The following is a 24,976-nucleotide window of genomic DNA, read 5'->3' on the forward strand; positions in this document are numbered from 1 at the left end:
GTTAACTAAGATCAAGCATCCTGCTTCTCGCCAGATAATTTGCCTGTTACTACGTCCTGCAAAATAATACGCGCTTTCACCGTACTCCCGTCTTTTCGTTTAAACGATAGTACTTGTGTACTGCCCTTCTCAATCAGCGATTTTAACATCGTACTGGTGATTTTTTTGCCCGCATACTCTTTCCAGACCACAAATGAACAGCCTTCCTTGAAACGTGAGCATCCATAACCCTTCTTGCCCTCTATAATCTGACCCGTGCAGCCGGGAGAGGGGCAAGGTGCCAGTAACTCTCTCACTCCAGATGGGCTCGCACTTGAGGACGGCGCCTTGGTGGTCGTGCTTTTCCCACTGCCAACTCTCGATGAAGATGCCGTAGCCTGACGAGACGTTTTTACAGTTGAACCGCCACTAGCTGTCTTGGTTGATGTCCTTGTATTGCCTGCCTGGGTTCTGGCTCCCTTGCCTTTCCCCCTGCCTGCCCGTGAATCTTCTCCAAAAGCATCTGCTGGAGCAGGAGCTTGTACACGCACTTTCTCAATGATGGACAAGGTGAATTTCTTGACGTTCTCCATGAACTTGTCCTGACCTGCCTCACCTTTGGAAATCTGATATAACCTTCTTTCCCATTGCCCGGTCATCTCAGGTGAAGTTAACAGATCTACACCCGCGCGACGAATCAACTCAATAGCCGTTCTGCCTTTGAGCGTTAACTGCATTTTCTTCCCTTGCAGCGTAATGTAACCTACGTTTTTGAGACGCTCAATTGTAGCCGCACGTGTAGCCGGAGTACCCAGACCACTATCTTTCATCGCATCTCGCAGCTCTTCATTCTCGATCTGCTTGCCTGCACTCTCCATCGCTTTCAGCAATGTTCCCTCGGTATAACTTTTGGGAGGCTGGGTCGCCTTCTCCTTAAACTCACTTTTCGTACATTGAACAGGCAATTCAGGTTGCACACTAAAAGCCTTGTCCGTCCACTCTTCAGCTTCCTCTTCCTCATTGCCGTTTTTCTTGGTCTTTTTCTTGCCTGCAGCCCCCTGTTCCTGATCTCCAGAACCGAGAACCACTTTCCATCCGAGGGACAACAGCTCTTTGACAGATGTCTTAAACTGATGTTTCTCCACTTCGGTGAGCACGGTATGTTGCTTATACTCCGCCGGAGGATAAAAGTGAGACAAGAAACGTCTTACAATCAAATCATAGATGTTCTGCTCATCCTTGGATAAGGTACCTGGTCGCTTCAAAGTAGGTAGGATCGCATGGTGATCCTCAACCCTGCTCGGATTACATACCCCTTTATTATTTTTATGAACAAGCTCTGGCTTGGCCCCTTGCGCAAGCTCACTATAGGTACCATTTTTAAGCAGGTTTAGCGTTTTGTGCATACCTTCAATATTCTGTTCTGTAACATAGTTGGAGTTTGTCCGCGGATACGAAATTACCTTGTGTTTTTCATACAAGGCCTGTGCAATATCCAGTGTTTTTTTGGCTCCATATCCGAACTTGGCATTGGCTTCACGCTGTAAAAGGGTCAGGTCATACAAACGATACGGATACTCCTTCGTCTGCTTCGCTTCGTATTTGGTAATCTGCCCTGTCTTGCCCTTCACACTGGCTGCAATGGCCTCTGCTGCCTCCGCATCGGTCAACTTATCTCCCTGACGCAGTCCCCGGTACTCGACACCTTCCTGCCGAAACCAGGCGGCTACTTCATAAAAGGTCTGTGACTGGAACGCTTCAATCTCTATTTCACGATCGTAGATTAACGCGAGTACCGGCGTCTGCACACGGCCTACAGACAACAATGCATTATGGCGGGTTGTAAACGCCCGTGAGGCATTCATGCCGATCAGCCAATCGGCTTCACTTCTGGCGCGAGCAGCATGGGTCAAATTTTCAAATTCAGAGGCATCCTTCAGACCATCAAAACCACGTCTAATGCTCTCTGCTGTCAAATCCGATATCCATAAACGCTTTACAGGCTGACGCAGCTTTAATTGCTGTTGTATGAGGGCGAAGATGTACTGACCTTCTCTCCCTGCATCGCAAGCATTAACGATCGCTGAAGCCCGTTTTGCCAGTTCTCCAATCATTTTAAGCTGATCTTTAGTCCTCGGATTGGGTACAATCTTGAACTGATCGGGTATGATCGGCAGGTCCGCTATATTCCAGCGTTTGTACTTTGTATCATAGGCATCCGGTTCAGCCAGTCCAAGCAAATGCCCTATCGCCCAAGTGATGATGTAATGTTCACCCTCTAGATACGTGCGATTGTTCTTGGCCTTTGGTTCTATGACGGCGGCAATGGTTCGACCCATGTCGGGTTTTTCCGCTATAACCAGTGTCTTCATCCGTCCATCTCTCCTCCTTCACCGTCCGCACGACGGCAAAAAGGGGCATTCCGCCGACGGAAGCCCCTTGCTTCTGAAACTCATTATATCAGATTTTGGATTCGGGAGCACCTTCCCGAAATGAATTATCCTGCTGCCTGTTCTTTTAATACATGCTTTTGTCTGCACTCTTTGCATACACCCTGGAAATCCAGACGATGATCTGTCACTGCAAAGCCATACTGACGCTCAATTTGTTGTTCCAAGCGAAGAAGCCCATCTTCCATAATCTCTTCCACTTTACCACATTCTGTACAGATCAAATGATGGTGGTGATGGGAACCGTCTGTACTTCGAAGATCAAAACGCGCAGCGCCATCACCAAAGTTAATCTTTTCAACGACCTGAAGGTCACTTAGCAGTTCGAGAGTGCGGTATACGGTAGCCAATCCAATCTCAGGGAACTGCTCCTTAACCAGGAGAAATACTTCCTCTGCGCTAAAATGATCCTTTTCATGTTCAAGCAATACACGTACAGTAACTTCCCGTTGTTGTGTTAACTTATATCCTTTTTCAACCAATTGATTTTTAATGTGAAAGATCTGTTCTGAAATGGACTTGTCCCGGTTACTTGCCATAGCAGGTCGCACCTCCGGTTTATATTCATTGAATTTTACTTTTATCGTACGGATTGTTGGTTTCAGTGAATCCTTATTTATAATCATTATAATATAATAATAAATCTTTATCGCTTAAAAAGCAATGATATTGCTCACACTTACATGAAATATGTAGTCAAATTGGTTAAAATAACAGCAAACAACCCTCGCTGATCGCGAAGGTTGTCATTGATATCTTGTTCTATACTTTTACACCAGAACCGAAGCACCCATCAAGTATTTGTCCACTTCACGAGCAGCCTCACGGCCTTCATTAATCGCCCATACAACCAGACTTTGACCACGACGCATGTCACCTGCTGCAAATACTTTATCCACATTGGTGTTGTATTTGCCGTAACGTGCCTTAACGTTGGTGCGACGATCTGTTGCAAGTCCCAGTTGCTCTACCAACGTTTGTTCCGGTCCATCAAAACCAATGGCAATCATGGCCATCTGAGCCGGGAATACACGCTCTGTACCTGGAATCGGCTGATAAATCTTGCGACCAGTCTCATCCACAATACGCTCGATCTGTACTGTATGCAATTCTTTGAGGTTCCCCTCATCGTCTCCGACAAATTTCGTTGTCATGATAGAGAACTCACGCGGATCTTGACCAAACAACGCTTTGGCTTCCTCTTGTGCATAATCAAGTGTGTATACGTTCGGGAATTGCGGCCAAGGATTGTTAATGCGATCACGTTCCATAGGCGCTTGTGTATGCGTACCGAATTGAGTGATCGTACGACAACCATGGCGCAGCGATGTAGCCACACAGTCAGATCCTGTATCACCGCCACCAATGACGATAATATCTTTATCTTTAGCGGACAGATATTGACCATCTTCCAGATTGGAGTCCAGATAACTCTTAATGCTGCCATTCAGGAAATCCATTGCGTAATGAACGCCTTTCAAGTCGCTGCCTTCAATATTGAATTCACGCGGCTTCGTTGCACCACCGCACAATACAACAGCGTCATATTCATCCACCAGTTGTTGTGCTGCAATATCTTTACCAATCTCGGTGTTCGTAATGAATTGGATACCTTCTGCTTCGAGCAGATCAACACGACGTTGAACTACGTTTTTATCCAATTTCATCGTTGGGATACCGTACATCAGCAATCCGCCGACACGGTCCGAACGCTCATATACGGTTACCGAGTGACCTGCTTTATTCAACTGAGCCGCAGTAGCTAATCCCGCTGGACCTGAACCTACCACAGCTACACGTTTACCCGTACGTTTTTCAGGAGGTTGGGGAACCACCCATCCTTCTTCGAAACCTTTTTCAATAATTGCTTCTTCAATCGTTTTGATGGTTACAGGCTGACCAATTAAGCCAACTGTACATGATCCTTCGCAAGGAGCTGGACAGACGCGACCTGTAAACTCTGGGAAATTATTCGTTTTGTGAAGGCGCTCAAGTGCTTCTCTCCACAGTCCGCGATATACAAGATTATTCCATTCTGGAATCAGGTTATGCACGGGGCAACCTGACGTGCCGCCAATCATATCTATACCTGTATGGCAATACGGGGTACCACAATCCATGCATCGTGCACCTTGTGTTCTGAGCTCTTCTTCAGCCATGTGTTTATGAAACTCTTCCCAATCCTTAATCCGCTCCGCTGGCTCACGATCTGTTGGCAGTTGACGTTTGTATTCCATAAATCCAGTAGGTGTAGACATCTTACGTTTTCCCCCATCCGTTCTTGTCTTAATCCCTTCATGTGCATGGTTCTATATGAAATGGATTACTCATTACTTGAGTTTTTGTCTATTGTATCACAAAATCTTCTCGAAGATATTTCAATTATAGTAGCATTTACTGTGCTGAATATTAAATGGATTATCCGCATAATTATTTGTATTTTATACATCATATCTTTCAGGTCTACCCATGGTCAATACCCTTATTTTGGTGTTAAATGTGGTTTTGAACTGCGAAATCTGTTGTGTGTTAAAGAAATAAAAAGTCGAAACGTTAAGTGAATGTCAGATAATTTGTCATCAAATTCAACATATTTTGCTATAAATCGTTCTCAATTCCGAATATCAGACCCGTTTTAGGGCTTCACAACGTTAAAACCCCAAAATTTTTACACTTTTTTACTGTTTAATGCTTGGCCGTATGTATAATATACATAAATACCAATCACTTATGTTATATTAATGTTATATGTATTCCAGTTTAAACAAGTGACTCTTTTTTTTTATAAAGAAAAGACGCTGTTCACGAATATTTCGCAATCAGCGCCTCTCATCATACAAATACGACCGGAGTCAGGAATTTCTTATGCCATATTTACCGTTTACGTTCGTAAAATTCGAATGTATACGCATGAACATTTTTTTCATCCTGTTCGCCTTCAATCTGTTCAATCAGTTCCCATTCGGACCAATCCACTTCAGGGAAAAACGTATCTCCCTCAAAATTCTCATGAATTTTGGTCACTACAAGACGATCTGCAAGTGGCAGGAACTCACGATACACTTGGGAACCCCCAATTACGCACAGTTCCTCACCTTTGGTTACACTCAGACCCTCCTCAATCGTATGTACGATTTCAGCCTGTTCCACCTTGTAGTTCAGATCTCTTGTCACCACAATATTACGACGCTGAGGAAGCGGCTTACCACCAAAAGATTCCCACGTATTACGTCCCATGATAATGGTTTTGTTCAGCGTACGTTGTTTGAAAAAGGCCATATCCTTGGGTAAACGCCATGGAATCGAATTATTTAATCCGATCACACCGTTTTCCCCCATTGCCCATACCAATTCAATACTCAAGGGTAATACACTCCTTCAATCCAAGTCTCTTGTCGAGATTGAACACATAATTAGACTGCAATTGGAGCTTTAATGCCCGGATGATGCTGATAGTTCTCAAACTCGAAATCTTCAAACTTATAATCAAAAATAGAATCCGGCTTACGATTGATTACCAGCTTAGGTAAAGCATAAGGTTCACGCTCCAGCTGAGTTTTAACCTGATCAACATGGTTAGAGTAGATGTGAACATCCCCTCCAGACCAGATGAAATCACCTACCTCAAGATCACATTGCTGGGCGATCATATGAGTCAAGAGCGCATAACTCGCGATGTTAAACGGCAATCCGAGGAACGTATCCACGGAACGCATCGTAAGCATACATGATAATTTACCCTCTGCAACGTAAAACTGAAACGCAAAATGACAAGGTGGAAGCTTCATATTATTGATCTCAGCCACATTCCATGCACTGACAAGATGACGACGTGAATCCGGATTATTTTTGATCGAATCAATAACTGCGGCGATCTGATCAATTTTTTCTCCGTTTGGTGCTTCCCATGTGCGCCACTGCGAACCATATACCGGTCCAAGATCTCCATTTTCGTCCGCCCAGTCGTCCCAGATCTTCACACCGTTTTCTTTCAAATAAGATATATTCGTATCGCCACTCAAAAACCATAACAGTTCATGAATAACCGATTTGAGATGAATTCGTTTGGTTGTTACCAGCGGAAATCCTTCGGAGAGATCATAACGGAGTTGTCTGCCAAATACAGATTGTGTTCCTGTTCCTGTACGGTCTCCTTTATGCACGCCGTTGTTCAGAATATCCTGCAATAAATCGAGATAGTTTTTCATGTTGCAATCTCCTCGCACTTTTATTCGTACTAAACTAAAGATTATTTACACTTACCACTCCGATGACAGAACAACCTTCCGATCGCTGTTATCCCCAGATTTTCTTAATCTCCTTTTCCAAAGGTAAAATCCGGGGATAAAGGCGAACGCGTATGCTTCCGATGCAGCTTTCCTTCAGAAAGCTTTTAGCTCCGCTTCTTCAGGTTTTTTCTGTCCTCTACGTTCTAGTGTAAAAGGTTAGTTTGACTAAATATATAGACCGTGATTGGCTTGGAGCCACATCATAACTGATCATTACTACAGTGTACCACAATTGAGTTGTTGGATAAAATCAATTCACTGAAACTTATGAGCGTGTAAATTTTCATCATATTACATACACGAGTATCTTAAATTTCTTGACTCTTGCTCAGAAAAAAGAGACGAATAACGCGTTAACGTCATTCGTCTCTTCTGATATACGTATAATGCCGGACGGATCCGAAGCTTAGATGATCTTAACGGGAGATGATGTGGATCGGGTGACCCATAACCAATTCCGCAGCTTCCATCACGATTTCGCCCAAAGTTGGGTGAGCGTGAATTGTGAGAGCCAGATCTTCCAAAGTTGCGCCCATCTCAATTGCCAAACCAAGCTCAGCAATCAAGTTGGAAGCTTCCAGACCTACGATTTGGCAACCCAATACAAGGCCGCTTTCTTCGTCAGCTACGATTTTCACGAAGCCTTCAGCGTGGTTCAAAGATACAGCACGACCATTACCCGCATAAGGGAATTTGCCTGCTTTTACTTTGTAACCTTTTTCTTTAGCTTCTTTTTCAGTGTAACCTACGCTGGAACACTCTGGATCTGTGAATACAACAGCTGGCATACATTTGTAGTCAACTACAGATGGTTGTCCTGCGATTGCTTCAGCAGCCACTTTACCTTCATAAGAAGCTTTGTGTGCCAGAGCCAAGCCAGATACGATGTCACCGATAGCGAAGATGTGCGGAATGCTTGTGCGACCTTGGTGGTCAACTTTAACGAAGCCACGCTCGTCAACGTCAACACCAATCATGTCAAGACCCAGTTCTCCATCTGTGTTTGGACGACGTCCAACAGTTACCAGCAGGTAATCTGCAGTTACTTCTTTGGACTCACCATTTACAGAGTACTTAACAGTTACATCTTTATCCGTTTGCTCAGCACTTTCAGCTTTTGCACCCGTTACGATTTCGATGCCTGTTTTCTTCATGTTTTTAGCCACGAGGCTAGTCATGTCTTTATCGAAACCTGGCAGTACTGTATCCAAACCTTCGATGATTGTTACTTTTGCACCGAATTTGGAGTACATTTGACCAAGCTCAGCACCGATATATCCGCCACCGATAACGATCATGCTTTTTGGTACTTCAGGCAAGTTCAGAGCTTCTGTCGAAGACAGAATGCGTCCGCCAAACGGGAAAGGTTTCAGTTCGATTGGACGGGAACCTGTTGCAATAATTGCATTTTTAAATTTGTAACGTGGAGACTCGTGGTCATTGAATACACGAGCTTCGTTTTCGTTGATGAACATGCACTCACCGTTGAAAACTTCAACTTTGTTGCCTTTGAGCAAACCAGCTACGCCGCCAGTCATTTTCTTAACAACGCCGTTTTTGAACTCTTGAGTTTTGCTGAAGTCCACTTTTACGTTCTCAGCAGAGATACCAAAAGCTTCACCGTGAAGTGCAGACTCATATTGGTGTGCAGCAGAGATTAGGGCTTTGGATGGAATACATCCACGGTTCAAACAAACACCGCCCAGTTCGGATTTGTCTACGATCAACACGCTTTGGCCCAGTTGAGCAGCGCGGATGGCAGCTACATAGCCGCCAGGACCCGCACCAATTACTAATGTGTCGATATTGAGAGAAGCGTCGCCTACTACCATATCTTACACCTCCATAACAAGCAGCTCAGGATTAGCGAGCAGCTGTTTAATGTAATTCATAAAGTTTTGTGCTGTTGCGCCATCGATGATACGGTGGTCAAAGCTCAGGGAAAGAGCCATTACAGGTGCTGCAACTACTTCGCCGTTTTTGATCACTGCTTTTTCGCTGATGCGTCCTGTTCCGAGAATAGCAACTTCAGGGAAGTTGATGATTGGAGTGAAGAACATACCGCCAGCAGAACCGATGTTACTGATGGAGATTGTGCTTCCTCTCATTTCATTTGCGCTCAATTTGCCCTCACGACCACGAGCAGCCAGATCACGGATAGAATCAGCAATCATCCAGATGGATTTACGATCAGCATCTTTGATAACAGGAACGATCAAGCCGTTGTCTGTATCTGTAGCGATACCGATGTTGTAGTATTTTTTGTAAACAATTTCGTTAGCTTCTTCATCAATCATAGCGTTCAGAGCCGGGAATTGGCGGGAAGCCGCAACCAGTGCTTTAACGATGAATGGCAGATAAGTAACTTTTGTTCCTTTTTTCTCTGCAATTGGTTTCATGCGAGTACGGAAAGCAACCAATTCAGTTACGTCCACTTCGTCCATGATTGTAACGTGAGGTGCTGTGTAAGCCGATTTAACCATTGCATTAGAAATCGCTTTACGGATACCTTTGAATGGTACGCGCTCTTCTTCAACGTGTTGATCAGCTGCAGCCGCTGCTGGTGCTGCGGATTTTTTCTCTTCTTGAGCCGGAGCTTCGGAAGATGCCGCTGCGGAAGAACCGCCACCGTTTTTGAAGGATTCAACATCTTCTTTGGTTATTTTACCGTTGTTGCCAGTGCCGTTAACCTGAGCGATGTCTACACCTTGTTCGCGAGCAAATTTGCGCACGCTTGGTGTTGCCAGAACGTCTTTGGCAGGTACTGCCGGAACGCTGTTATTGCCGCCTTCTTTAGCTGCATCCGTGCTGGAAGCTGCTGCAGAAGAACCGCTTGTGTCAGCTCCGCCTTGAGCTGCATCTTTCTCTTGCTCGCCTTGATCGCCAGCAGGAGCGTCGTCTTGCTCAGGAAGTTCGCCTTCTGCATCGATGATCGCTACAACTTCACCAACGTGGCAGACTTGACCGTCTTTAGCGAATACTTCTGTAACTGTTCCGTTAACCGGACAAGGTACTTCTACAACCGCTTTGTCATTTTGTACTTCCATGATGATGTCATCGTCAGTTACTTTGTCACCGACTTTGATGTGCATCTTGATGATTTCGCCTTCGTGTAGGCCTTCGCCCAATTCAGGGAATTTATATTCAAATTTAGCCAACTGAAAAACCTCCTTGATTATGTGCTCAATCCTGAAAACAACCCTTAACTCCAAGAAACAACTGTTACTGCTAATGCAAATAACTGTTACTCAAGGGGCTAATGGCTGTTTACAGTGCAGCTTGCGCTGCGGTGTGAATCACCATACTGCGCCTTGCGGCATGTCAGATGATTAAATTAGAAATTTACGACTTTATTAACCGCAGCAACGATACGTGCTGGGTTAGGCAGCCAAGAATCTTCGATTTGTGCAAAAGGATATACAGTATCCGGACCAGCTACACGCAGAACCGGTGCTTCCAAGTGCAGGATTGCTTTTTCATTGATTTGGGCAATGACTTCAGCTGCAACACCTGCGCTCTTTTGAGCTTCCTGTACAACAATTGCACGGTTTGTTTTCTTAATGGAAGCAACGATGGTATCGATGTCGATCGGGCTAACCGTACGAAGGTCGATAACTTCAACTTTGATTCCTTGTTTTTCGAGTTCTTCTGCTGCTTTCACAGAAGTGTGAACCATCATACCGTAAGTAATGATCGTTACATCGGAACCTTCACGAACAACGTTCGCTTTGCCCAATTCAACAACATAATCTTCTTCAGGCACTTCTGCACGGAAAGCATGGTACAAGTTCAAGTGCTCCATGAAGAATACAGGGTCGTTATCGCGAATAGAAGCGATCATCAGACCTTTTGCATCGTAAGGGTTAGAAGGAACAACGACTTTGATACCTGGTGTTTGCGTGAGCAGACCTTCCAGGGAATCTGTATGCAATTCTGCCGCTTTTACACCGCCACCGAATGGTGTACGGAATACGATTGGAGAATTGTATTTTCCACCGGAGCGGAAACGCATACGAGCAGCTTGCACTACCATTTGGTCAAGGGCTTCGAAGATAAAACCAACGAATTGGATCTCAGCAACCGGACGGAAGCCTTGTACACCCAGACCTACAGCCAGACCACCAATAGCGGACTCAGCCAGTGGTGTATCAAATACACGCTCTTCGCCAAACTCTTTTTGCAGACCTTCCGTTACACGGAAAACGCCGCCTACATTACCTACGTCTTCACCGAAAAGCAGAACGTTAGGATCACGTTTCAACTCCACGCGAAGCGCATCACGGATTGCTTCTTTCATGTTCATTTGTGCCATTTGCTTCATTTCCTCCTTAAACATTGACAGTTCACATTTGAATTCGTACATGTATACCGGGACATTAAAGTCGCGGATGTTTATGCTTTATCGGAAAAAACTTATTGGAAATCAGCTTTTTGCTCTTCCAAGTGCTTAGGCGTTTGTTCGAACATGCTGTCGATCAAGCCTGAAATCGTCATTTTCTCGGTTTTTTCCGCTTTTTTGATCTCTTCATTTACTTTAGCTTTTGCTTCTTCTTTCACACGTGCTGTATCTTCTTCAGTCCAAAGACCTTTTTTCTCCAGATATTTAGCGAAACGTGCGATAGGATCTTTAGCAGACCATTCTGCCTCTTCTTCTTTTGTACGATACTTGGAAGCATCATCCGAAAGGGAGTGAGGACGGAAACGGTAAGTTACTGCTTCGATCAATGTTGCGCCTTCTCCGTTACGTCCACGCTCAGCAGCTTCCTGAACAGCTTTGATAACAGCGAAGATGTCCATACCGTCAACTTTAACACCTTTGATACCTGCTGCTACCGCTTTGTGAGCGATGGAAAGAGCTGCAGTTTGTTTAGCAAAAGGAGTAGTGATGGCATAACCATTGTTTTGTACAAAGAAGATAACAGGCAGTTTGTATACACCAGCGTAGTTCAGACCTTCATAGAAGTCACCTTCAGAAGAACCGCCATCACCTGTGTACGTGATGACAACTTGTTTTTGTTTCTTCAATTTGTAACCCATAGCGATACCCATTGCATGCAGAATTTGTGCACCAATGATGATTTGTGGCATCAAGACATTAACGCCATCTGGAATTTGTCCACCATGTTGGTGTCCACGGGAGTACAAGAATGCTTGATAAAGAGGAAGTCCATGCCATACGAGTTGCGGAATGTCACGATAGCCAGGACATACAAAGTCTTCTTTTTCAATTGCAAATTCACTACCAACCATTGTCGCTTCTTGACCAGATACTGGAGCATAGAAACCAAGACGACCTTGACGGCCCAGGTTTACTGCACGGTCATCCCAAGTACGGGTAAATACCATGCGGTACATAATTTCTTTTAATTGATCATCGGAAAGTGTAGGCATCATGTCTTTGTTAACAATTTCGCCGTCAGGAGACAGCACGGACAGAGCTTCTACATCCTCTGTATACACTTCATAAGGAACCTTGCTCATTTTTTTCTTCACCTCAACAAAAAATTTGAATATCAAGTTCCGCTGTTATAATATTATTATACACCTGTTTCACTCCATACGTCAAAGAAATCCGTAATTTTTTTATGTTTCCTGCCGGATTGTATGTATAACAGGAGCTTAATATTGGTATAACAGCATAATACATGATTGCGTGTTTGACCTAACCCCGCACAAGGGTAATCTTACCGTATTGCGCGGTCGAATGCAAAAAATTAACCGAGAAAGGTGACGTTTTATGACGGATTCCCGCTATTTGAAACGCACGATTGTGAAGGAAGAGATTGAAAGTCGCTATCTCGGAGAGAAGCGAACACTCCGTATTTACCTTCCTCCGGGCTATAACGAATTACTTAGCTACCCTGTCGTTTATTGTCAGGATGGCGAAGAATTTTTTAATTTCGGACGAATTGCTACAACAGCTAACCAAATTATTCTGGACGAAGGAGCCGAACCTTTCATTATTGTAGGGGTTCAGGTCGATGTTTCTGTGAGAACGCAGGAATATGCCCCATTTGGAGATCGATTCAAGGCATATACCGCTTGCTTCGCTGAAGAGATTATTCCCTATATAGAAGAGAAATATCCTGTGCGTCCATCTCCGCAGGAACGCATTCTTGCCGGAGACTCGCTCGGTGGCAGTGTTTCGCTTCATCTTGCTCTGTTATATCCGGATCTGTTCACACGTGTGATCAGCATGTCTGGCGCCTTCTACTCTGCTTCTCAGGAAATCTATGCCGCAGCTGAAGATCTATCTTGGCTCTCGATCTGGATGATTGTTGGTTTGCAGGAAACTGATTTTGAGGCAGACACGGGTACGTATGATTTTGTTCAATTAAACCGGGATACTCGAGAATTGCTGGAAAAACGTGGTGCCCTCGTCTCCTACCAGGAGAAAGACGGAAAACACCAATGGGGTTTTTGGCAGAAGGAATTGCCCGAAGCATTACTTTATTTTCTCCAGGAAAGATAAAAGGATCACTTTAACAGGCGGCTGAAATGCCGCTATTGTTTTTAATTTTAATGATACCGCTTACAATTATAATCTGAAAAAGAAGCAGGATATCCTGCTTGCTTTAAGTGCTCTAATCCTGCTTCTTTGTCGAATTACAAATTAAGCATGAATTTCGTTTGTTTTAGGCTAAGGAATGTTCCGCTTCAATCTTACTCAACAGAACATCGCAGCCTGCGTTAACCAGCTCGTACACCTCTTCAAAATTGCCTGTGTAATATGGGTCAGGTACTTCTCTAAGTTTTTCCTCGGGAAGCATGTCCATGAACTTGATGATGTCCGCCTCAGCTCCGCCTGGAACGTTGCGCACATTATCTGCATTGGAATTATCCATACACACAATGTAATCAAATTGAGTAAAGTCTTCGCTGGCGAACTGTCTTGCTGCCATGTTGGCATAAGAAATCTGGTACGAATCCAGCAATTTTCGAGTCCCTTCATGCGGAGGTTTACCAACATGCCAGTCCCCTGTACCCGCTGAGTCCACACGAATCTGGTGTTCAAGCCCCTTCTCCAGGACTTTGAGACGCAAAACGGCTTCAGCCATTGGTGATCTACATATATTACCCAGACATACAAACAAAACATTAATCATATTAATCCCCCTTGCTTAACGTACCTTGAAGTACCGACGATGTTGGCTGTGTCACAATGCTCTCCGGCTGAGGACTGACGTTGCCCGTCTCAGATGGCACCAACGAACGACGTGGCAGTTTCCATTTATAATGTACAGAACACATCCGGAAAAACACAACGGCCGCGAAACCTAGCAATAATCCGGTATTCGTTGTTAACCAGCCCATACCTATGACAAAACCGGCTGTCATTGCCCATACAGCATAGATTTCATCACGCAATACAAGCGGTTTACGTCCAGCGAGCACATCACGAATAACGCCTCCACCAATACCGGTCATTACTGCTGCAACGATAACTGCGCTAATAGGATGTCCCATGTTCGCCGCGTACAGTGCCCCTTGAATTGCAAATGCTGCAAGTCCGATTGCATCAAATAACGCCTCTGTTCGCTTCCAGTGACTAATCCACTTGAGAGGCAATATAAACGCAACTGCTACAGATACTAAGGCTAACATAATAAGTGATCCCTGACTCCATAATGTCGTTACAGGTATACCTATAAGTACATTCCGGATAATCCCGCCTCCGAATGCGGTGACAAGTCCAAGCACTAGTACACCCAGAATGTCATACTCCTCTTCCATTGCCACGAAGGCACCGGACATTGCAAATGCGATAGTCCCTATAATGCTGAATACTTCAAAAATGTGTAAGTCCAACCTGTTCAAACCTCACTTTTCAAGTCATCTCCATGTCGCTCTACCCATTGTATCCGCGAGCACTTAAATTGTGCAACCACATTTTGTGGATTATACTGGTTTGGTGAATATATTTGTACAGGTTCCAACATTATGTTTGGACTAGGAACTATTTTTCTCTGAATTAGGAAGGATGAAAGAAAATGACGGCGAAACGGATTGTTATTTTTACAGGCGGAAACTTATCTGTAGAATTACTTCAGGAAATACGAGAAGATGATATGATCATCGCGGCCGATCGCGGTGCATTATTTTTAATTGAACACGGCATTCAGCCACACATTGCAGTTGGTGACTTCGACTCCATTAATGAAGAGGAACGTATTATTGTAAGTAACAATAGCATTCGATTCATTACATGTGACCCTGTTCATAAAGATCTTACTGATACAGAAATGGCTTTTGAGACAGCGCTAGATTACGAACCTTCTCACATCTTAATGTTAGGTGCTACAGGTACACGTATGGATCACACACTCGCCAATGTACATATCATGGTTCGCGCGATGCAGCATCACATCTCCTGTGCCATTCAGGACAAGCACAACTACATGACACTGACCACATCTAAAGCTGTGGTTGAGCACCGTGACTATAAATATGTTTCTCTGCTCCCCTTGACTCATGAAGTTACAGGAATAACTCTAGATGGTTTTATGTATCCGCTAGATCAAGCCACCATACGCATGGGACAATCCTTGGGAGTTAGCAACCAACTCTTAGGCTCCTCCGGTACAGTCACTATCGATAGCGGCTTATTACTGATTATTCAGAGCAAAGATTGAATCTATTCAAATGCTTTATAATTATTTATTACGTTTTTGTAACCAGTGATTCAACGAAGAAAATAGGTTCACACATAACAAAGACCCTTGATATTCAAGGGTCTTTGTTGTTTCATCATTATCCTCCATACGTCAATGATTGATTTTTTGACATTTTTAATCATATTTTAATAAACATACCCAAACCATTGCGGCGCAAGGGATTACACTTCCCTATCCAATTTCTAGGCTGTTACAAAGCTGTTATACTCGCTCTAGCAACTTAACGAAAACGAATTTTGGAGGTACTAACTAACATGAAAAAAAACATCTTTGTCCAAAAGGCCGTAACCGTCGGGTTGTGCGCTACACTAGGTTTTGGAGCTGTATTAATGACTAACGCACCTGTTGCACAGGCAGCAACTGCTTCTGTATCCACAGGTCAACAGATTGTTAACTATGGTAAACAATTCACTGGAACTCCATATAAATTTGGTGCTTCAACCTCAACAACCAAAGTTTTTGACTGCTCTTCTTTTATGAAATATATTTTCAAAAAGTATGGTGTAGACTTGCCGCGCACTTCCGTGAGCCAATCCAAAGAAGGCACAGCTGTGTCCAAAGCTAATCTGCGTGTCGGAGATCTGGTATTCTTCTCCAGTGGTAGTCGTTCTACCGGTTCCAATGTCACTCACGTAGGCGTTTATGCGGGAAATGGTAAGATTCTGCATACGTACGGATCTCCAGGCGTAACCCTCTCTGATCTGGACTCTGGTACTTGGAAGAGAACGTATGTTAAAGCTCGTCGTGTGCTTTAGAATCACATCATAGCTAATCAGTAAGGACCGGAGGTTACTATCCGGTCTTTTATTTTTCACCCTCTTTTTGCCACACTCTAAACTGGTGATTCATGGAATGCGGTGAAAATCTAATTTTTATCATGAAGCATATAACCGATCCCACGCACAGTATGAATCAGTTTCACACTTCTTCCCTTATCCACCTTTACCCTCAGATGTTTGATATACACATCCACAACGTTGGTATCCATCGCATACTCATATCCCCATACTTCCCGCAAAATATCACTCCGGGTACATGCTTCATTCACATGCAGGGCCAGAAATTCCAGCAATTCGTACTCTTTTGGTGTTAATGTCAGGTATTCACCCGCACGACTTACCCTTCTTGAGCGCAAATTCACTTTAAGATCATGAACTACAATTACTTCCTCACCCTCTGGTGTTGCATTCGCAAAAACACGCAATAAATTTCGTATTCTGGCAAGCATCACGGTCATGTGGATAGGTTCCTCCATCACGTCATTAGCTCCATAATCCAGCCATTCCACGATGAACTGAGGAGATGCATTTGAAGTAATAACCAGTAGAGGTATAACCTGACCTTTATCTAACCATCGTTTTAATTCTAATTTCTGATCCTGGCCACAATGTTTCGTCCCCTCTTCCCGGTCTACCAGGATGATCAGGTTAATATGCAGTAACGAAGGCTCTACGGATTGGTTTAGTTCAGACCACTCCATTTGTTGCACCTCATACCCTTCGCTACATAATAAGTCCTGAATAAGGCTGACCTGTTCTCCTGCTCCAATCAGCAAAATGGCTGTTTTCACTGTTTTTCACCCGGCCTGTCTCTATCCCCGCTGCTCGCAGCAATGGTTGGTACAGTTAGCATGCCGTAAAATGAAAAAGTCCATTCCCTCAAGGGAACAGACTTTGCTTCTTTCTTGCTTTAACCAAAGTAACGATGGACGAGCGTACGTGCTTCAGCTGTGTCTTTTGTTCCGTGTACGAGGACACGTCCATCCTGGAAAATGACCATTCTATGGACTCCTGTTGTAAAAGAAACCAGAAACGGATTGGATTCCACTTTTCCTTCTTGAAGCCTGTTCAGGCGATCTGCTGTATGTTGAAGATCCAGATTCATGCGCCGTGCAGGTCGGATCTGAACGGTGTCCCTGCCACACAACACATCGGTTTTCTCCAGATTGGATGCAGAAAGATATGGATACGTTGCCGAAGTACCGCAGGAAGGACAGTCTTGCTTTTTCGCACCATCCACATTGATGGATATGTATTCATTCCTCCACACGTCAAATGACAATAACTTACATCTCAATGCATTGGCATTGCCACTAAGTAACTTCATCGCTTCTGCTGTCTGATTCGCCGTTACCATCTGTACCGCTTGAGGTATGATGCCAGACGTATCACAGGTATCTCCACCCAGAGGGACTTCACCCAGCAAACAATTTAAACATGGCGTATCTCCGGGCATAAACGTATAGGTGATGCCGTAACTACCTACGCATCCACCATAAATCCAGGGAATACGGTGTTTCTGTGCCATATCGTTAATGAGTAGTCGGGTATCAAAGTTATCCGTTGCATCCATGATCAAGTCTGTATGCTGAACGAGTTCTTCCAACTCATCTACTCTGACGTCCAACACTTTCCCTTCCACATAGACCGTGGAATTAATGGCAGATAAACGTTTTTCCGCCGCCATTGCCTTCGGTATCCGCTCAAGCGCGTCCTGTTCTACATATAATTGCTGCCGCTGCAGGTTACTCCACTCCACATAATCACGATCCACAATCGTTAAGTGTCCGACTCCTGAACGAACTAACGTTTCTGCAATTCCTGTTCCGAGTGCGCCAGCGCCTACAATTAAAACTCTGCTGCCCTTTAATCTGGCCTGGCCTTCCTTGCCAAGTGGCGCGTACCGTTCCTGTCTGGAATAACGATCAGCCTGCTCGGAAGATGTTATTTGATCTGTCATGTATGAACCATTCCTTCCACCGGACTACTGGCTGCTGCATAACGCTTTACGGGAATCATGCCTGCCTCATATGCCAATCTACCCGCTTCTACCCCCAATCGCATCGCTTTAGCCATGCTCACTGGATCCCCGGATCCGGATACGGCTGTATTTAACAATACGCCATCGGCACCAAGTTCCATCGCATAAGCAGCATCTTTTGGGGAGCGCAATCCTGCATCCACAATTACAGGTACAACGGCCTGCTCAATGATGATCTCAAGGTTATAGGGATTGATGATGCCTCTGCCCGCTCCGATGGGAGAAGCGCCAGGCATTACAGCATGTACACCAAGCAATTGTAGCCTTTTGGCCAGAATGACATCATCCGAAATATAAGGCAATACCGTGAAGCCCTTTTCAAGCAAAATTTCGCAAGCCTTGTACGTTTCAATCGGATCTGGGAGTAACGTGATTCCATCTCCGATGACTTCGACTTTTATCATATCACAAAGTCCTGAAGCCCGCGCAAGCTCGGCAATCCGCACCGCCTCTTCCGCAGTGGAAGCCCCTGCCGTATTCGGAAGAAGTGTGTATTTATCCAGATCCAACGTATCCAGGAAGTGCTTCTGATTACGTTCCTCCAAATTCAGACGACGAACAGCAAAGGTCAAAACTTCCGTTTCAGATGCTTCCACAGCCTGAGTTTGCACTTCCAGATCCGAAAACTTGCCTGTTCCGAGCAACAATCTGGACTCAAACGTATATTTACCAATGTTCAACATCATCAACCGCCTCCTACAAAATGTACAATCTCAATTCGATCGCCTTCTCTTAATACTGTCGTTTCATGATACTCGCGGGTTAAAATATGCTTATTCAGCTCTACAACTACAGTCTTGACTTGCAGATCAAAAGATTGAAGCAGTTTATCCACACGATTCAATCTGTCTTCAATCTCCATCCGTTGACCATTAACGATGATATTCACTGCACCACTCCCTTTCTGTTCAATCGCTCAGGGCTCAGTGCCTCAATTCCGAGCTCTTCTGAGCTTTTGCCCGCGAGCAATTCAGCGATTAGTCTGCCTGTTATCGCACTGAGCAAAATACCGTTACGGTAATGTCCAAAGGCGGCAAACAGCCCGGGAACACTTTCGCAAGCACCTATATAAGGCAGACCATCCGGAGTTGCCGGCCTTACGCCTGCCCACGCCCGCAAAAATTGTGCCTCTTTCATCCCAGGCACCCAGTGGGTAGCCGCTGTTAATAGCTTCTGAACACCCTGTACAGAAACGTTCAAATCCGTTCTGCCTGGCAGACTGGTTGCCCCGAGCCAAACCTCTCCATTGGCTTTGGGAACAATATAGATATCCTCTGCATACACCGTTCTGTCAGGTCTGTACCCTGCATGTTCATCTGAGAACTGAACGGCGGCTATTTCACCTTTTACCGACCACACAGGCAAGCTCAGATTCACATGTCTCATCAACTCTTCACTCTGTAATCCAGCCGCTATAATGACATGTTTGCATTTCATCTCACCGATCGATGTGGTGATCCCCTGCACGCCGTGTTCGTTTGCTTGCAGACGTATATCCTGTATGTCCTCCATAACCCGTGCTCCCAATGCTTGAGCGGATTCAGCATATGCCTTCGTTAGATGGACTGGAAGAATCTCACTCTCGTAAGGTCTGTAGTAGGCTCCATACGTATCTCTGTTAAGCCATGATGCCTCCTGTTGCACAACGGAACGGTCCCACCACACCTCATCAGCAGACAACGCAGACTTCCGATTGTCCTTATAACTACTTAATTCACTGTATGAACGAAAAGGAGTTAGGAATCCCTGGCGTTGCAGGCCAGTCTCTACCTCACTGAGTGAAGCCATTAGCACCTGTTGCTCAATAAGTAAATGTCTACTCTGCCTAGCGAGCTTAGCCATCAAAGGATGAGCAAAATCCTCACTATCTGCCGCCAGCATTCCAGCCGCCGCGCAAGAAGTGCCTCCTGCAATCGCCGAACGCTCCAGTAACAGCACATCCTGTCCACGGAAAGCAAGCTCATACGCAATGGCACAACCAACAACGCCTCCACCTACAATAATCGTTTCTGCATGAATCTTATCCGGTCTATCAGTAATGATCTTTTTCATCCTCTCATCTCCTTGATTCAGCGACTCAGACTTTCTGTAGCAACGATAGCCTGCCTTAATAATGCAGCCGCCCGATCCGGGGAATCGCTCGCCCATACATTCGAGATCACAGCGACTCCCTGTGCGCCTGCAAAGCGAATAGCGTGAATGTTTCCCGGTTCGATGCCCCCAATCGCCATGACAGGAATGGAGACACCAGAGCACACTTCAGCCAGAGCATATAATCCTCTTGGTTCAAGATCCGGCTTACTGTTGGTTGCGTAGACATGCCCGAAGAATAGGTAATCGGCTCCCCGTTCTTCAGCGATTTTTGCCTCATCGATTGAATGAACAGATACACCCAGACGAAGTCGCTGCACATTGCTTATAACAGCAGGGTTGTAGTTACGTATTGCATCTTGCCCCCAATGTACACCGCCATAGATATCATTCTGTGAAGGTAGCTCTGAACCATTGATAACGATACGACAAGATGGAACGCCAATACCACGCAGACTTTCAGCCCAACCGATCTTGTCTTGCCATGTGAGTTGTTTTTCTCGTATGTGAATATAGTCCACCCATGGCCAAACGTCCTTTGCAGCTTTTACAAAAGATGCTTGATCCCCTGCACCCGTAGATACAACATGCAGTTCAAATGATCCGTGTACATGTTCATGAGAAAATACCGTACTGTTCATCTCCTTCCAGGCGTGAATGCTATGAAAACAAAAAAAGCCACTCCCGTAGGGGAGTGGCTGCGTATTAATTATAGGACCAGATGACTGACTGATACATACAGTTCATTTCGTGCAATAAAGCTATAGACCTTATAGCCATAACCTTATACACGCAACTGCATGTTTCAATTTACTAAGCAAGACGGTTGAATTCTTTCGAATTGCCGTTTGCTCACATCATTCACTGAAACGCGCTCGCCACTTCCCTACGCTGGTATGATCCAGATCAGGTGCAAAGGGTCCGGAATCGCATTCTTCCATCTCAGCCACATCGTGCGGCCCCCCTAGTGTTCATATGAAGTTGTAGCCTATGTTACCATAGAAGGATTTTTTTGTCACCGTTCATTTCTATTAAGCGTTGCTTGAATTGTCTAGTTTTTCTCAGACCATTCTTCAACATTCCATGTTTTGGTAACCCAACCCTCGTAGAAATCAGGTTCATGAGATACCAGCAACACCGTTCCCTTGAATTCTTGCAAGGCACGCTGTAACTCAGCTTTAGCTGTGACATCCAAATGGTTCGTCGGCTCATCGAATAGAATCCAGTTACTTTCACGCATCAAGAGTTTGCATAACCGAACCTTGGCTTGTTCTCCACCACTCAGCATGTTAAGCGGACGGGTAATATGCTCATTTTTCAACCCACAGCGAGCGAGATGACCCCGGACTTCATTTTGGGTCAGATGTGAAAACTCATTCCAGACATCCTCAATCGGCGTGATATTCCCAGCACGAACTTCCTGCTCAAAATAGGCCGTTTCCAGATAATCTCCCAAGAAAGTCTTTCCACTAAGTGGAGATATTTTTCCCAGGATGGTTTTTAACAGCGTCGATTTACCCACACCATTACAACCTACGATGGCAATTTTCTCACCACGTTCAATTGTCATTGTCATTTTGGGCAGCAAAGGATACGTATATCCAATTTCAAAATCAATGCCCTCAAAGACCGTTTTGCTGCTCGCGCGGGCATCCTTGAATTTGAACGTTGGTTTGGCCGCTTCATCTGGACGATCAATACGTTCAATTCTGTCCAGTTGCTTCTCCCGGCTCTTCGCTCGACCAGAAGTTGAAGCACGTGCCTTGTTACGCTGAATGAAATCTTCCTGTTTCTTGATGTACTCTTGCTGTTTCTCGTACGCATCAATATGCTGGGCTTTATTCATATCAGCCATCTCAAGGAACTTGTTATAGTTCGCTGCATATCGCGTTAATTTGGCAAATTCCAAATGATAAATGACATTTACGACTTCATTCATGAATTCCGTGTCATGGGAGATTAAGAGGAACGCGTGCGGGTAGTCCTTCAGGTAACGTGACAACCATTCAATGTGCTCTACATCCAGATAGTTGGTCGGCTCATCCAGCAAAAGAGCTGTAGGTTTCTCGAGCAGAAGCTTGGCAAGAAGCACCTTGGTACGTTGTCCACCACTTAGAGCTGCGACATCCCGATCAAGACCAATTGCGGACAAACCAAGACCATTGGCCATCTCTTCGACTTTTACGTCAATCAGATAAAAATCGCCCTGCTCCAGTTGTTCCTGAATATCGCCCATCTCTTCCAGCAACTGCTCCAGCTTATCTGGATCTGCATCTGCCATCTGGTCCGTAATATTCATCATTTCTTTTTCCAATTCAAGCAACGGAAGGAATGCATCTTTAAGCACGTCACGTATGGTTTTGCCTGGCGTAAGCTTCGTGTGCTGATCCAGATATCCATAACGGACCTTAGGTGTCCATTCCACTTTTCCACTATCTTTAAGCAATTTACCGGTAAGGATGTTCATTAATGTGGATTTACCCACACCATTGGCACCAACAAGTCCTACGCGCTCTCCGGCAAGTAAACGAAACGATACATTCTTAAATAACGTGCGATCTCCAAAATTGTGACTTACGTTCTCTACTGACAATAAACTCATAAGATGAGGTTGCTCCTATCTATTAGACATTACTTTTATTATTGTTCCGAAACCCTATTCTAGCACAGGTCCCGTCTTTTCTGAAAGTAATGTAAACAGTTCAGGAACCTCTTACATGATTTTGTCATACAGGCTACCCTAACGATTAGAGCATTTATATTCGAAATAGCCTTGTGCAGCTGCTTCTCTTGCGTCTGTAAACACCTCTTCAGCACGGTAACCATTACCACATGTGGAGGGATAGTAGTACTTGATACCCGTTAAAGGATCTACCCCACCTACGATGGCCGTTTTCTTCACAAGTCTGCCTCCACCGATCGCATAATTGTTGATCTTTTGGTCACCCACACCTATACCTTGGATAAAGGCCATAATCCCTGTATCGTTAATGGAGTTGTACCAATCTTCCTGCGCAATCAGGGGCATCGTAAACGTATAGGAAATACCGTTCTTTCTGGCAAACTCATTATGGCGGTTAATCACATCAGCCAGATCATCCTGCACAGTAGTCACAATCCGGCTTTGTCTAACTTGCTCAAATACGCTGGTATTCTGAAGTAAAGGAATCTGTGTGCTTGAAGCCAGTTCTTTTTGAAATCCTTCAATCCATTTCCCTGCGTTTGCGTCATAGGCATATACGTAGTCGTCCAGTGTAAAGTTAATACTGTTACCATTAGAATCTGAATATGTATAAGGTTTCTTGGGGCTCCACACTTGCCTGAAAGAATCTTCACGGTTACCTGTCATCTCTGTTTCTGTGGACAACATATAATAGCCATCATAATCCAGAATAACCACGGCAGGAATGTAATTAAACATGTTTCGAATAGCTGCGGGATCATCCTGAATCCCCATATTCAAAGCCATCGTCTGCGTAAATGTCAACAAGGCAAGCTCCTTGTCCGCTCTAACAAACTTGGTTGAATCATAACCTGCTTCATCATTTTGTTTCTCATTCTGATGCATCACTGCACCTGCATCCATGACTGCAGTTTGAAGTGCAGATCTGTATCGTTGGCCAAGATATTGAGCCTCTTCGGCATCTTGGGTATGGAGTGAGATGATCCAGAAGAGCGGGAAGAAGATCATCACGAATACAATGGATAGCTCAGTAATCTTCATTGAGGACCATACCTCCGTATGTTACAAATACTGCTGAAGCCTGAGCCGTACCACTCAACCATTCACGAATGAGCATGGAAGGTGTACGATTGGTATTTTGGAGCGTCACGGTGAAAAAATCCCCTGTTGTCAACGTATATCTTCGGCCAGGATCATCAACCGGTATCACACCTGAGGATGGGAATAATCTTTCGCGAATCTGAGCTGAGTAATATCCATCCTGTACAACCTCGTAAGTCCCGGTAAAACTGTTATTGTCCATCGGGTCTGTATAGTGAGGTACATATTTCTTATGTAAATGTTCCATCGACAACTCATACACATTGCCCGTCTGGGCCAGTTGCTCCTCAAACTCAGCCAACATTCGAGGTGAAATATACCCTTTCGTTCGGACAGCATCAACAAAACGTGTAACATTCTGAACAGCCGTCATACGTGCTATATCATCCTGCCGATCGGCTGTTTCAGCAGCTGGGTACACATAGAGCAGAAGGACTGCGAGCAATACGGCAAGCAGCTTGGATGCGGCATTAATCAATTCACACTGGCCCCCTTCCTAAAAGCAATCTTGAGCAGTTCTCCAGTTTCATTTCGTATAAACTCTGGTCTGTAGGTGGCATCGAGCTGGACAGGAATCGTCGCTGTTTTGCTGACAAGTGGATCGATCACATACGAAGTTCCATCTACCTCCACAGGAATGCCTGTGCCTGTCATCTGTCTCACGGTATGCAACACTTCGGCACCATTATACTGATACGGATTAGTGGTACGCAGTGTTGTTGTCAGCCGACCTTCCATGCCTGCTGTTGTCTGTACTCTGTCGGTCAAGGCCGCTGACAAGATCTTAACATTCTGTTGCCCGTACAGGCAGGCTGTCACAAAAAGGACAACCGCCGTACAAAACAACATGAGATGCTGGGTATTCCGGGACATGTTAAACCAACTCCT

Annotated in this window: 24 protein-coding genes and 1 riboswitch; of the genes, 3 read left to right on the forward strand and 21 right to left on the reverse strand. The window is 44.8% G+C overall.

Going from position 1 to position 24,976, the window contains the following annotated elements:
* Positions 1 to 11: 11 nt before the first annotated feature.
* The 9 genes from BS614_RS21150 to pdhA all read right to left on the reverse strand — a co-directional run bounded on the left by BS614_RS21150 (position 12) and on the right by pdhA (position 12,199).
* Positions 12 to 2,351: a type IA DNA topoisomerase gene (locus BS614_RS21150; protein WP_074095462.1), complete on the reverse strand. Its 2,340-nt coding sequence runs from the start codon at positions 2,349 to 2,351 to the stop codon at positions 12 to 14.
* Positions 2,352 to 2,476: 125 nt separating this feature from the next.
* Positions 2,477 to 2,968 carry a ferric iron uptake transcriptional regulator gene (gene fur, locus BS614_RS21155; RefSeq protein WP_036613667.1) on the reverse strand — a complete coding sequence of 164 codons (492 nt, stop codon included), beginning with the start codon at positions 2,966 to 2,968 and terminating at the stop codon, positions 2,477 to 2,479.
* Positions 2,969 to 3,199: 231 nt separating this feature from the next.
* Positions 3,200 to 4,687, reverse strand: coding sequence for a glutamate synthase subunit beta (locus tag BS614_RS21160; protein WP_036673826.1), 1,488 nt, complete (start codon positions 4,685 to 4,687; stop codon positions 3,200 to 3,202).
* A gap of 616 nt (positions 4,688 to 5,303) precedes the next feature.
* A complete protein-coding gene (locus BS614_RS21165) occupies positions 5,304 to 5,792 on the reverse strand; it encodes a dihydrofolate reductase (RefSeq protein WP_036613663.1) in 489 nt (162 codons plus the stop codon).
* Between the two features lie 50 nt (positions 5,793 to 5,842).
* Positions 5,843 to 6,637 carry a thymidylate synthase gene (gene thyA / locus BS614_RS21170; protein WP_074095463.1) on the reverse strand — a complete coding sequence of 265 codons (795 nt, stop codon included), beginning with the start codon at positions 6,635 to 6,637 and terminating at the stop codon, positions 5,843 to 5,845.
* A gap of 497 nt (positions 6,638 to 7,134) precedes the next feature.
* Positions 7,135 to 8,550, reverse strand: a complete 1,416-nt coding sequence (gene lpdA / locus BS614_RS21175) for a dihydrolipoyl dehydrogenase (RefSeq protein ID WP_036613658.1) — start codon at positions 8,548 to 8,550, stop codon at positions 7,135 to 7,137.
* A 3-nt stretch (positions 8,551 to 8,553) separates the two neighbouring features.
* Positions 8,554 to 9,876, reverse strand: coding sequence for a dihydrolipoamide acetyltransferase family protein (locus tag BS614_RS21180; RefSeq protein WP_074095464.1), 1,323 nt, complete (start codon positions 9,874 to 9,876; stop codon positions 8,554 to 8,556).
* Positions 9,877 to 10,052: 176 nt separating this feature from the next.
* A complete protein-coding gene (locus tag BS614_RS21185; protein WP_074095465.1) occupies positions 10,053 to 11,030 on the reverse strand; it encodes an alpha-ketoacid dehydrogenase subunit beta in 978 nt (325 codons plus the stop codon).
* A 101-nt stretch (positions 11,031 to 11,131) separates the two neighbouring features.
* Positions 11,132 to 12,199 (reverse strand): pyruvate dehydrogenase (acetyl-transferring) E1 component subunit alpha, encoded by a 1,068-nt coding sequence (pdhA, locus tag BS614_RS21190; protein WP_017688072.1) that lies wholly within the window; start codon positions 12,197 to 12,199, stop codon positions 11,132 to 11,134.
* Positions 12,200 to 12,455: 256 nt separating this feature from the next.
* On the opposite strand from pdhA, the gene BS614_RS21195 reads away from it, so the two are divergent.
* Positions 12,456 to 13,190, forward strand: coding sequence for an alpha/beta hydrolase (locus BS614_RS21195; protein ID WP_074095466.1), 735 nt, complete (start codon positions 12,456 to 12,458; stop codon positions 13,188 to 13,190).
* Between the two features lie 163 nt (positions 13,191 to 13,353).
* Here BS614_RS21195 and BS614_RS21200 read toward each other — a convergent pair whose 3' ends face one another.
* A complete protein-coding gene (locus BS614_RS21200; protein WP_074095467.1) occupies positions 13,354 to 13,824 on the reverse strand; it encodes a low molecular weight protein-tyrosine-phosphatase in 471 nt (156 codons plus the stop codon).
* Position 13,825: 1 nt separating this feature from the next.
* On the reverse strand, positions 13,826 to 14,527 hold the full coding sequence (locus BS614_RS21205; protein WP_074095468.1) for a trimeric intracellular cation channel family protein: 702 nt from the start codon (positions 14,525 to 14,527) through the stop codon (positions 13,826 to 13,828).
* Between the two features lie 182 nt (positions 14,528 to 14,709).
* Here BS614_RS21205 and BS614_RS21210 point away from each other — a divergent pair, with 182 nt between their 5' ends.
* Together BS614_RS21210 and BS614_RS21215 are read left to right on the forward strand one after the other, a co-directional pair.
* Positions 14,710 to 15,351 carry a thiamine diphosphokinase gene (locus tag BS614_RS21210; RefSeq protein WP_074095469.1) on the forward strand — a complete coding sequence of 214 codons (642 nt, stop codon included), beginning with the start codon at positions 14,710 to 14,712 and terminating at the stop codon, positions 15,349 to 15,351.
* Between the two features lie 296 nt (positions 15,352 to 15,647).
* On the forward strand, positions 15,648 to 16,148 hold the full coding sequence (locus BS614_RS21215) for a C40 family peptidase (protein WP_074095470.1): 501 nt from the start codon (positions 15,648 to 15,650) through the stop codon (positions 16,146 to 16,148).
* 110 nt (positions 16,149 to 16,258) lie between these two features.
* Here the strand turns inward: BS614_RS21215 and BS614_RS21220 are convergent, their stop codons facing one another.
* The 10 genes from BS614_RS21220 to BS614_RS21265 all read right to left on the reverse strand — a co-directional run bounded on the left by BS614_RS21220 (position 16,259) and on the right by BS614_RS21265 (position 24,961).
* Positions 16,259 to 16,963 carry a response regulator transcription factor gene (locus tag BS614_RS21220; RefSeq protein ID WP_074095471.1) on the reverse strand — a complete coding sequence of 235 codons (705 nt, stop codon included), beginning with the start codon at positions 16,961 to 16,963 and terminating at the stop codon, positions 16,259 to 16,261.
* Between the two features lie 119 nt (positions 16,964 to 17,082).
* A complete protein-coding gene (locus tag BS614_RS21225) occupies positions 17,083 to 18,132 on the reverse strand; it encodes a ThiF family adenylyltransferase (RefSeq protein WP_074095472.1) in 1,050 nt (349 codons plus the stop codon).
* A complete protein-coding gene (locus tag BS614_RS21230) occupies positions 18,129 to 18,896 on the reverse strand; it encodes a thiazole synthase (protein WP_074096943.1) in 768 nt (255 codons plus the stop codon). The genes BS614_RS21225 and BS614_RS21230 overlap by 4 nt, the downstream gene beginning before the upstream one ends.
* 2 nt (positions 18,897 to 18,898) lie before the next feature.
* Entirely contained in the window at positions 18,899 to 19,102 is a 204-nt protein-coding gene (gene thiS / locus BS614_RS21235) for a sulfur carrier protein ThiS (protein ID WP_074095473.1), read from the reverse strand.
* Positions 19,099 to 20,265 (reverse strand): glycine oxidase ThiO, encoded by a 1,167-nt coding sequence (gene thiO, locus BS614_RS21240; RefSeq protein WP_074095474.1) that lies wholly within the window; start codon positions 20,263 to 20,265, stop codon positions 19,099 to 19,101. The genes thiS and thiO overlap by 4 nt, the downstream gene beginning before the upstream one ends.
* A 17-nt stretch (positions 20,266 to 20,282) precedes the next feature.
* On the reverse strand, positions 20,283 to 20,945 hold the full coding sequence (locus tag BS614_RS21245; protein ID WP_074095475.1) for a thiamine phosphate synthase: 663 nt from the start codon (positions 20,943 to 20,945) through the stop codon (positions 20,283 to 20,285).
* Positions 20,946 to 21,170: 225 nt separating this feature from the next.
* Positions 21,171 to 21,280, reverse strand: a riboswitch (TPP riboswitch).
* A gap of 75 nt (positions 21,281 to 21,355) precedes the next feature.
* Complete coding sequence (locus BS614_RS21250; protein WP_036613631.1) at positions 21,356 to 22,906, reverse strand: ABC-F family ATP-binding cassette domain-containing protein; 1,551 nt, start codon at positions 22,904 to 22,906, stop codon at positions 21,356 to 21,358.
* Between the two features lie 138 nt (positions 22,907 to 23,044).
* Positions 23,045 to 24,028 carry a hypothetical protein gene (locus tag BS614_RS21255; protein WP_074095476.1) on the reverse strand — a complete coding sequence of 328 codons (984 nt, stop codon included), beginning with the start codon at positions 24,026 to 24,028 and terminating at the stop codon, positions 23,045 to 23,047.
* A complete protein-coding gene (locus BS614_RS21260; RefSeq protein WP_074095477.1) occupies positions 24,015 to 24,566 on the reverse strand; it encodes a hypothetical protein in 552 nt (183 codons plus the stop codon). The genes BS614_RS21255 and BS614_RS21260 overlap by 14 nt, the downstream gene beginning before the upstream one ends.
* Positions 24,563 to 24,961 (reverse strand): hypothetical protein, encoded by a 399-nt coding sequence (locus tag BS614_RS21265; RefSeq protein ID WP_074095478.1) that lies wholly within the window; start codon positions 24,959 to 24,961, stop codon positions 24,563 to 24,565. The genes BS614_RS21260 and BS614_RS21265 overlap by 4 nt, the downstream gene beginning before the upstream one ends.
* Positions 24,962 to 24,976 lie beyond the last annotated feature (15 nt).

The organism is Paenibacillus xylanexedens (genome assembly GCF_001908275.1).
In the GTDB taxonomy this organism is placed as follows: domain Bacteria; phylum Bacillota; class Bacilli; order Paenibacillales; family Paenibacillaceae; genus Paenibacillus; species Paenibacillus xylanexedens_A.

Coding starts and splice junctions, on each gene's coding strand:
- BS614_RS21150 (WP_074095462.1), bottom strand. CDS start 2,351: ATGAAGACACTGGTTATAGCGGAAAAACCCGACATGGGTCGAACCATT.
- fur (WP_036613667.1), bottom strand. CDS start 2,968: ATGGCAAGTAACCGGGACAAGTCCATTTCAGAACAGATCTTTCACATT.
- BS614_RS21160 (WP_036673826.1), bottom strand. CDS start 4,687: ATGTCTACACCTACTGGATTTATGGAATACAAACGTCAACTGCCAACA.
- thyA (WP_074095463.1), bottom strand. CDS start 6,637: ATGAAAAACTATCTCGATTTATTGCAGGATATTCTGAACAACGGCGTG.
- lpdA (WP_036613658.1), bottom strand. CDS start 8,550: ATGGTAGTAGGCGACGCTTCTCTCAATATCGACACATTAGTAATTGGT.
- BS614_RS21185 (WP_074095465.1), bottom strand. CDS start 11,030: ATGGCACAAATGAACATGAAAGAAGCAATCCGTGATGCGCTTCGCGTG.
- pdhA (WP_017688072.1), bottom strand. CDS start 12,199: ATGAGCAAGGTTCCTTATGAAGTGTATACAGAGGATGTAGAAGCTCTG.
- BS614_RS21195 (WP_074095466.1), top strand. CDS start 12,456: ATGACGGATTCCCGCTATTTGAAACGCACGATTGTGAAGGAAGAGATT.
- BS614_RS21200 (WP_074095467.1), bottom strand. CDS start 13,824: ATGATTAATGTTTTGTTTGTATGTCTGGGTAATATATGTAGATCACCA.
- BS614_RS21210 (WP_074095469.1), top strand. CDS start 14,710: ATGACGGCGAAACGGATTGTTATTTTTACAGGCGGAAACTTATCTGTA.
- BS614_RS21215 (WP_074095470.1), top strand. CDS start 15,648: ATGAAAAAAAACATCTTTGTCCAAAAGGCCGTAACCGTCGGGTTGTGC.
- BS614_RS21225 (WP_074095472.1), bottom strand. CDS start 18,132: ATGACAGATCAAATAACATCTTCCGAGCAGGCTGATCGTTATTCCAGA.
- BS614_RS21230 (WP_074096943.1), bottom strand. CDS start 18,896: ATGTTGAACATTGGTAAATATACGTTTGAGTCCAGATTGTTGCTCGGA.
- thiO (WP_074095474.1), bottom strand. CDS start 20,265: ATGAAAAAGATCATTACTGATAGACCGGATAAGATTCATGCAGAAACG.
- BS614_RS21245 (WP_074095475.1), bottom strand. CDS start 20,945: ATGAACAGTACGGTATTTTCTCATGAACATGTACACGGATCATTTGAA.
- BS614_RS21250 (WP_036613631.1), bottom strand. CDS start 22,906: ATGAGTTTATTGTCAGTAGAGAACGTAAGTCACAATTTTGGAGATCGC.
- BS614_RS21255 (WP_074095476.1), bottom strand. CDS start 24,028: ATGAAGATTACTGAGCTATCCATTGTATTCGTGATGATCTTCTTCCCG.
- BS614_RS21265 (WP_074095478.1), bottom strand. CDS start 24,961: ATGTCCCGGAATACCCAGCATCTCATGTTGTTTTGTACGGCGGTTGTC.